This window comes from Micromonospora sp. MA102, assembly GCF_025460765.1.
GTDB lineage: Bacteria > Actinomycetota > Actinomycetes > Mycobacteriales > Micromonosporaceae > Micromonospora > Micromonospora halotolerans.
Window position 1 is genome coordinate 178,946 of sequence record NZ_JAMWEG010000012.1, and the last position, 8,532, is coordinate 187,477.

The following is an 8,532-nucleotide window of genomic DNA, read 5'->3' on the forward strand; positions in this document are numbered from 1 at the left end:
ACGGTCGGCGGTGGCACCGGAGCGCGGTGCCACGACGACCGCCGTGGCGGCGTCCGGGCAGGCCGGAGCCGGGACGCGACGGCAGGTGCCAGGGTCGGCGACCGCACCGCCGCCAGTGCCGAGCCTAGGCAGCCCGGGTCCGGAGAGGACAGCGCCCGAACGGCGTTCGCCGGCACCCCGAAGACATTTGATCGGGTCGATCAGGTCGATTGACGCTCGTCACCGCCGACGGTTAGTTTCCGGTCCATCGCCCGGCGGCGGCGCCGATCGCGCCGCTGCCCGGGGCTGCCAACGATGGAGGTTCAATGCCGACCCCGAAGAGATGGCACGTCATAGCTTCCGCCGCAACGCTGCTGATCGCCGGCACCCCCGCGGTCACCGCGAGCGCCGGTCCCGCCGACCCGGACAGCGCCCGGCACGGGCGTGCCGAGTGGGCCGGGACCTGGGCCGCCGCGGTGACCCGAGGGAACACCGTCGGCCTGACCAACACCGGCCTGAACAACCAGAGCATCCGGATGCCGGTGCAGACCACGGTCGGCGGCGACCGCCTCCGGGTCCGGCTGACCAACCTCTACGGCGAGCAGGCCGTCAAGGTCGGCCACGCCACCGTCGCCCGCCCCAACACCGCCACGCCCGACGACCTGTCCGACGTCGACCCGGCCAGCGTCCGCGAGCTGACCTTCCAGGGCGCCTCGTCGGCCACCATCAACAGGGGCGCCGAGCTGCTCAGCGACCCGCTGTCCTACCGGGTGGCGGAGCAGGAGGACCTGGTCGTCACCCTGTACTTCCCGGTGCTCACCGGCCCGGTCACCTTCCACGGGCAGTCCCGGGTCACCAACTTCATCGGCGCCACCGACCTCACCACCGCGGCCGGCGGCGCCGGTTTCACCATCAAGCCCAACTGCTGCTGGATGTTCCTCTCCGGCCTCGACGTGGAACGCCGGCTCAGCCCCGGCTCGGTGGTCGTCCTCGGTGACTCGATCGGCGACGGCAACGGCAGCACCGTCAACGCCGACCGGCGCTGGCCGGACCTGCTGGCCAGGCGGCTCATCGACGCCCGCCCCGACGTGCGCACCCCGGGCGTGCTCAACCTGAGCCTCTCCGGCAACCGGCTCAACCACGAGGGCACCGAGCCCGGCGCAGGTGACTTCCCCGGCTACTACGAGCTGGGCCCGAACGCCCTGGCCCGGCTCAACGAGGACGTCTTCCCGCAGACCGGGGTGCGGACCGTCGTCACCCACCTGGGCATCAACGACATCTGGATGAACGGCGACAGCGCGGAGGCCATCATCGCCTCGCTGCGCCAGCTCAACCGGCAGGTCCAGGAGCGCGGGCTGACCAGCCTGGTCGGCACGATCACCCCGTACGAGGGCAACGGTGGCCCGGGGGTGTGGACCGCGGAGAAGGAGGCCACCCGGCAGGCGGTCAACACCTGGCTGCGCGGCGCCGGTGGCGCGGAGTTCGACGGAGTGATCGACTTCGACGCCGTGCTGCGCGACCCGACGCACCCGAGCCGGCTGCTGCCGGCGTACGACGCCGGGGACCACATCCACCCGAACGACGTCGGCGCGCAGGCGATGGCCGACGCCGTGCCCCTGCGACTGCTGGGTCTGTGACACCGGTGGGGGCGGCGTCGGCACCGACGCCGCCCCCGCCGTCTTTCCTGGGGAGGAAACTGTGGACGTCGACGCGATCCTGACCGGCCTGTACAGCGAGGAGGGCCGGCAGAACCCGTACCCGTGGTACGCGGCCCTGCACGAGCACGGGGCGATCAGCGCGGTCCCGAAGCGGGCCGAGCACAGCACGATCACCGCCGTGTCCGGCGGCTACGACCTGGTCGACCAGGTGCTGCGGGACCCGGGCTGGTACAAGGGCGCCCCGCCCGGCTGGCAGGACCAGGAGATCCTGCGCACCTTCCTCACCTCGATGATGTTCGTCAACCCGCCGGACCACACCCGGATGCGGGCGGTCTTCGCCAGGACGTTCACCCCGCGCCGGCTCGGCGCGCTGGAACCGGTGATCGTCCGGATCGTCGAGGAGCGGCTGGACCGGATGGCCGAGGCCGGCGCGGACGGCGCCGAGGTGGACTTCGTGGCCGACTTCGCGTACCCGGTCCCGGCGCTCGTGATGGCCGAGTTCATCGGCCTGCCCGAGGCGGACCTGGCCTGGTACCGGCAGCGGGTCGACTGGATCGACGAGTACCTGGACGTGGCCGGGAAGACGCCGGAGCGGCTGGCCCGGGCCAACCAGGCCGCCGACGAGCTGCGCGGCTACTACCGCGAGCTGCTGGCCCACCGGCGCGAGCAGCCGGGGGAGGATTTGATCAGCGGGCTGGTCGAGGTGCTGGACGCGGGCGGCGTCGAGCTGACCGAGGAGGAGTTGATCAGCAACCTCATCGTGCTGTTCAACGCCAGCTTCGTCACCACCGTCTACATGTTCAGCAACGGCCTGCCGCTGCTGCTGGCCCATCCGGACGTGGTGGCCGCGCTGCCCGGCGACGACGCGCTGGCCCGCGGCTGCGTGGACGAGGTCCTGCGGATGGAGAGCCCGGTGCACTTCCTGGCCCGCTCCGCGCCGCACGACACCGAGCTGGGCGGTGTGCCGGTCGCGCGGGACGAGAACGTGCTGCTGCTGATCGCCGCGGCCAACCGTGACCCGGCCCGCTTCCCCGACCCGGACCGCTTCGACCCGCACCGCGCGGGCCCGCCGTCGCTCGCCTTCGGTGTCGGGCTGCACTTCTGCCTCGGCTCGGCGGTGTCCAGGCTGGAGGGCCGGCTCGCGTTGCCCCGGCTCTTCGCCCGCTTCCCCGAGCTGGCCGTCACCCGGCCCTACACCTACAGCGGCAGCCTCTTCCTGCGCGGCATCGACAAACTCTTCGTCACCACCGGGGAGGCCCGATGACCCTCCACCCGCAGGTGGTCGCGTGGCGGGCCGCGCGCGCGGCCGCCGGCACCGCGCCGCTCTACACCCAGACCCTGGCGCAGGCCCGCGCCGCCGACCTCGCCGCGATCCGCGCCGGCGCCGGCGCGGTCGAGCCCGTGCACGAGGTACGCGACACGCAGGTCCCCGGCCCGGACGGGCCGCTGCCGGTGCGCATCCACCGGCCGGCCGCCGACGGGCCGCTGCCCACCCTCGTCTGGTTCTTCGGCGGGGGCTGGACGCTGGGCAGCGTGGACACCGCCGACGGCATCTGCCGCCGGCTGGTCAACCTCACCGGCTGCCAGACCGTGACCGTCGGCTACCGGCTGGCCCCCGAGCACCGTTTCCCGGCCGCCGTGGACGACTGCCACGCCGCGGTGCGCCGGCTGGCCGCGCACGCCGACGAGTTCCGCGTCGACCCGGACCGGCTCGCGGTGGGCGGGGACAGCGCGGGCGGCAACCTGGCCGCCGCGGTCACCCTGCTGGCCCGCGCCGACGTCGGCCCGCGGCTCGCCGCCCAGGTGCTGGTCTACCCGAACACCGACCAGCGGCCCCGCCGCGCGCCCACCGGCGCGGAGGACCCGCTGCTGTTCAACCGGCACTCCGTCGAGTGGTACCGGGGGCACTACCTGGCCGACCCGGGCGACGCGGCCCACCCGCTCGCCTCGCCGCTGCTCGCCGAGGACCTCGCCGGCCTGCCGCCGGCGCTGGTCGTCACCGCCGAGCACGACCCGCTGCGCGACGAGGGCGAGCGGTACGCCGACCGGCTCACCGAGGCCGGCGTGCCCACCGAGGCGACCCGGTACGACGGCATGGTGCACGGCTTCTTCGCCATGCCGGGGGTGTTCGACGCCGGCCGGCGGGCGCAGGAGCAGGTGGCCGCCTTCCTGCGGGCCCGGTTCGGGCTCGCCCCGGCCGGATCGGCCGCCGGCACGGCCGCGGGCGGACCGGGCCATGGCTGACCTCCGGACGACCAACCCGGAGCCGGCGGCGCCTCACCCGCTCGACCCGGCGGACGTCACCCCGACCGGTGCGCCGCCGGGGCGGCGCCCCCACGACGCGGCCGGCCCGATCGTGGCCGACGCTCCGACGCCGGTGGACCCGGTGGCGGGGCGAGGACCGGCTGAGCCCGGCGAACCCGCGTTCGCGCCGCCGGCCAGCCTGGCCGACTTCGCCGGGCTGGCCCGGGCCGCACTGCCCGCCGACGTGTGGGACTTCGTGGCCGGCGGCAGCGGCACCGAGATCACCCTGGCCGCGAACCGGGCCGCGCTGGACCGGGTGGCGGTGCTGCCCCGGATGCTGGCCGGGGTGGACACCCCGGCCACCGAGGCGCCGCTGCCCGGCGGCCGGTTCGCCCTGCCGGTGGCCGTCGCGCCCATGGCGTACCAGAAACTGCTGCACCCCGACGGCGAGGTGGGGCTCGCCGCGGCGGCCCGTGCGGCGGGCGTGCCCTACGTGGCCAGCACCCTGGCCAGCACGCCGATCGAGGAGGTCACCGCGGTCGGCGGCACGGTCTGGTTCCAGCTCTACTGGCTGCGTGACCGCGCCATGGTCGCCGACCTGCTGGACCGGGCGCTGACCGCCGGCTGTGCCGGGCTCATGGTCACCGTCGACGTGCCGGTGCTCGGCCGGCGGCTGCGCGACGTGCGCAACGGCTTCGCCCTGCCGCCGCACGTCACGGCCGCGAACCTGCCCGGCGGCCGGGACGACCTGGCCCACCAGGGCACCCCCGGGGTGTCCGCCGTGGCCGTGCACACCGGCGCGGTCTTCGCGCCCGCGCTGAGCTGGGCCGACCTGGCGTGGCTGCGGGAGCGTACCCCGGTGCCGTTGCTCGTGAAGGGCATCCTGGACCCGCGCGACGCGGCCCGCGCCGCGGAACTCGGCGTCGACGCGGTGGTGGTCTCCAACCACGGCGGCCGGCAGCTCGACGGCGCGCCGGGCAGCGCGGCCGTGCTGCCCGAGGTGGTCGCCGCGGTGGGGGAGCGCTGCGCGGTGCTGCTGGACAGCGGCGTGCGCGGCGGCACGGACGTGCTGCGCGCCCTCGCCCTCGGCGCGGCCGGCGTGCTGGTCGGGCGGCCGATGCTCTGGGCCCTCGCGGCCGGCGGGCGGGCCGGCGCGGAGGCGGCCCTGGCGCTGCTCGCCGCCGAGCTGCGCGACGCGTTGATCCTCAGCGGCTGCGCCGACCCGGCCGCCGCCCGCCAGCTGCGAACCCTGATCGGAGGCTGACGTGGAGCCGGTGGACCTGTCCGTCGCGGCCCTGCACCCGAGCGTGGACGACCCCGCGTTGAACTCGATGAACTTCCTCAACGAGGTGGCGCAGCACTACCCGGACGCCGTGTCGCTCGCCGCCGGCCGGCCGTACGAGGAGTTCTTCGACGCCGCGGTGCTGCACGAGCACCTGGACGCCTTCCGCCGGCACCTCGCCGACGGCCTGGGCCTGAGCCGCGCGCAGATCGACCGGACGCTGCTCCAGTACGGCCGGACCAAGGGCATCGTGCACCACCTCATCGCCCGCAACCTGGCCGTCGACGAGGGGCTCACCGTCGACCCCGAGGCGATCGTGGTGACGGTCGGCTGCCAGGAGGCGATGTTCCTGGTGCTGCGGGCGCTGCGGGCCGGGCCGCGGGACGTGCTGCTCGCGGTCGCCCCCACGTACGTCGGGCTGACCGGCGCGGCCCGCCTGGTCGACCTGCCGGTGCGCCCGGTCGCCGGCGGCCCGGACGGCGTCGACCTGGCGGACCTGCGCGCCCAGGCGCACCGCGCCCGCGCCGAGGGGCTGCGCCCGCGCGCCTGCTATGTGATGCCCGACTTCGCCAACCCCTCCGGCGTGAGCATGGACCTGGCCCAGCGGCGGCGGCTGCTCGACCTGGCCGCCGAGGAGGAGCTGCTGCTGATCGAGGACAACCCGTACGGCCTGTTCCCGGCCGCCGGCGCCGACCGGCTGCCCACCCTCAAGGCGCTGGACACCCGCCGCCGGGTGGTCTACCTCGGCTCGTTCGCCAAGACCGTGCTGCCCGGCGCCCGGGTCGGCTACGTCGTCGCCGACCAGCGGGTGGCCGGCTCCGACGGCACGGTCGGCCCGCTCGCCGACCAGCTCGCCAAGATCAAGAGCATGGTCACCGTGAACACCTCACCGATCAGCCAGGCGGTGATCGGCGGGGCGCTGCTGGCCCACGACTGCTCCCTGGTGGCGGCCACCGCCCGGGAGCGCGCCGCGTACGCCCGCAACCTGCGGCACCTGGCCGACGGCCTGGCCCAGCGCTTCCCGGCCGGCGGGCCGGTGCGCTGGAACGTCCCGGCCGGCGGCTTCTTCGTGGTGGTCACCGTGCCGTTCGGCGTGGACGACGCGCTGCTGCACCGCTCGGCCCGCGGCTACGGCGTGCTCTGGACTCCCATGGCGCACTTCTACGAGGCGGGCGTCCCGGTCAACGCCCTGCGGCTGTCCGTCAGCGCGGTCACCCCCGAGCAGATCGACGTGGGCCTGGACCGGCTGGCCGCGCTGATCACCGACGAGCTGTCCGCGGTGGGGGCCCCGGCCTGACACCGCGCTGTCGTCGTTCCGCCACCACCCGTGTTCCCGGGCGGCGCGGCCACCGTTGATAATGGACGGATGGTTGCCTGGGAGTACGCGTTGCTGGTCCGCCGCTATCAGGGGCAGGGCCGCAATTTCCACGTCACGTTCGTCTGGTACGGCCCGGACGGGTCCCGCAACGACGTGACAGCGTACGGCGACACCGCGATCGCCCACCTCAACCGCGTCGGCCGGGAGGGCTGGGAGCTGGTCTCCGCCGCCGAGGACGTGAACAACGTGCAGGGCAGCACCGAGGTGCACCGCTACCACCTCAAGCGCCCGCTGCGCTGACCGGCTAGCGTGATCCTCCCAGTTCGGGGGAGGAGCAGCGGGTGGGCCGGTACGTCGTCGGGGTGGACCTCGGCACGCTCTCCGGGCGCGCCGTGGTGGTCGACGTGGCCGACGGCGCCGAGCGGGGCAGCGCCGTGCACGCGTACCGGCACGGGGTGATCACCGAGCGGCTGCCCGGCGGGCCGGCGCTGCCGCCCGGCTGGGCGCTGCAGGATCCGGCCGACCACGTCGAGGTGCTGCGCACCGCCGTGCCCGCCGCCGTCCGCGCCGCCGGGATCGACCCGGCCGAGGTGATCGGCATCGGCCTCGACGCCACCTCCTGCACGGTGCTGCCCACCCGCGCCGACGGCACCCCACTGGCCGAGCTGCCCGAGTTCCGGGACCGGCCGCACGCCTGGCCGAAGCTCTGGAAGCACCACTCGGCGCAGCGCCAGGCCGAGCGGATCAACGCCCTGGCCGCCGCGCGCGGCGAGCCCTGGCTGGCCCGCTACGGCGGCCGGGTCTCCGCCGAGTGGCAGCTCGCCAAGGCCCTCGAACTGCTGGACGAGGACCCGGAGGTCTTCCGCCGCGCGGAGCGCTGGGTCGAGACCGCCGACTGGCTGGTCCGGCGGCTCTGCGGCCGCGAGACCCGCAACGCCTCCGCCGCCGGCTTCAAGGGGTTGCGGCAGGACGGCCGCTACCCGACCGTGGACTTCCTGGCCGCGCTGCACCCGGACCTGCCCGATCTGCTCGCGAAGATCGACGGCGGGCCGTTGCTGCCGCCGGCCGCCCGGGCCGGGATGCTCACCGCCGAGGCGGCCGGCTGGACCGGCCTGCCCGCCGGTGTCGCGGTGGCCGCCGGGGCCATCGACGCGCACGTCACCGCGGCGGCGGCCCGGTCGGTCGCCCCCGGGCGGATGCTCGCCGTCCTCGGCACCTCCACCTGCCTGATCATGAACGCGGAGACCTGCCACGAGGTGCCCGGCGTCTGCGGCGTCGTCGAGGACGGCGTCACCGCTGGCCGGTGGGGCTACGAGGCCGGCCAGAGCGGGGTGGGCGACATCTTCGCCTGGTACGTCGAACGGGCCCTGCCCGCGCCGTACGCCGAGGAGGCCGCCCGGCGCGGGCTGTCCGTGCACGAGCTGCTGGACTCGCTCGCCGCCGACCAGCCGGTGGGCGGGCACGGGCTGCTCGCCCTGGACTGGCACAGCGGCAACCGGTCGGTGCTCATGGACCACGAGCTGAGCGGCGTGCTGGTCGGCCTCACCCTGGCCACCCGGCCGGAGGAGATCTGGCGGGCCCTGCTGGAGGCCACCGCGTTCGGCGCCCGCACCGTGGTCGAGGCCTTCGAGGCGGCCGGCGTACCGGTCGACGAGCTGACCGCCGCCGGCGGGCTCACCGCCAACCGGCTGCTCCTGCGCATCTACGCCGACGTGCTGCGCCGCCCGCTGCACGTGGTGGACGCCGCGCACCCGGCGGCGCTGGGCGCGGCCATCCACGCGGCGGTCGCCGCCGGGGCGTACCCGGATGTGGAGAGCGCGTCGGCGGCGATGGGCGCGGCGGTCCGCGAGACCTGGCACCCGGACCCGGCCCGCGCCGACGCCTACGACGAGCTGTACGCCGAGTACCGCGCCCTGCACGACCACTTCGGCCGCGGCGGCACCACCGTCCTCCACCGCCTGAACACCCTCCGCCACCGCACCCCCTGAGAAAACCCACCCGGCGCCCCACCCCCCACCCACCCCACACCCCCCACCCACCCCCATGATCAT

At 75.3% G+C, this 8,532-nt stretch carries 7 protein-coding genes; all 7 read left to right on the forward strand.

Annotated elements, in window-relative coordinates; genetic code table 11:
- The first annotated feature begins 332 nt into the window (after nucleotides 1–332).
- Nucleotides 333–1,616, forward strand: coding sequence for an SGNH/GDSL hydrolase family protein (locus tag NFX44_RS23355; protein ID WP_262285731.1), 1,284 nt, complete (start codon nucleotides 333–335; stop codon nucleotides 1,614–1,616).
- A 61-nt stretch (nucleotides 1,617–1,677) separates the two neighbouring features.
- A complete protein-coding gene (locus tag NFX44_RS23360) occupies nucleotides 1,678–2,901 on the forward strand; it encodes a cytochrome P450 (protein ID WP_262285719.1) in 1,224 nt (407 codons plus the stop codon).
- Nucleotides 2,898–3,881 carry an alpha/beta hydrolase gene (locus tag NFX44_RS23365; protein ID WP_262285720.1) on the forward strand — a complete coding sequence of 328 codons (984 nt, stop codon included), beginning with the start codon at nucleotides 2,898–2,900 and terminating at the stop codon, nucleotides 3,879–3,881. The genes NFX44_RS23360 and NFX44_RS23365 overlap by 4 nt, the downstream gene beginning before the upstream one ends.
- Nucleotides 3,874–5,145 carry an alpha-hydroxy acid oxidase gene (locus tag NFX44_RS23370; RefSeq protein WP_262285721.1) on the forward strand — a complete coding sequence of 424 codons (1,272 nt, stop codon included), beginning with the start codon at nucleotides 3,874–3,876 and terminating at the stop codon, nucleotides 5,143–5,145. The genes NFX44_RS23365 and NFX44_RS23370 overlap by 8 nt, the downstream gene beginning before the upstream one ends.
- Nucleotide 5,146: 1 nt before the next feature.
- Nucleotides 5,147–6,460 (forward strand): PLP-dependent aminotransferase family protein, encoded by a 1,314-nt coding sequence (locus NFX44_RS23375; protein WP_262285722.1) that lies wholly within the window; start codon nucleotides 5,147–5,149, stop codon nucleotides 6,458–6,460.
- Between the two features lie 69 nt (nucleotides 6,461–6,529).
- Nucleotides 6,530–6,781: a hypothetical protein gene (locus tag NFX44_RS23380; protein ID WP_091258764.1), complete on the forward strand. Its 252-nt coding sequence runs from the start codon at nucleotides 6,530–6,532 to the stop codon at nucleotides 6,779–6,781.
- Nucleotides 6,782–6,822: 41 nt separating this feature from the next.
- Entirely contained in the window at nucleotides 6,823–8,469 is a 1,647-nt protein-coding gene (gene araB, locus NFX44_RS23385; protein ID WP_262285723.1) for a ribulokinase, read from the forward strand.
- The last annotated feature ends 63 nt before the right edge of the window (nucleotides 8,470–8,532 follow it).

Bases quoted from the DNA above. Each gene is read 5' to 3' on its own strand.
- NFX44_RS23370 (WP_262285721.1), top strand. From the start codon at position 3,874: ATGGCTGACCTCCGGACGACCAACCCGGAGCCGGCGGCGCCTCACCCG.
- NFX44_RS23365 (WP_262285720.1), top strand. From the start codon at position 2,898: ATGACCCTCCACCCGCAGGTGGTCGCGTGGCGGGCCGCGCGCGCGGCC.
- NFX44_RS23380 (WP_091258764.1), top strand. From the start codon at position 6,530: ATGGTTGCCTGGGAGTACGCGTTGCTGGTCCGCCGCTATCAGGGGCAG.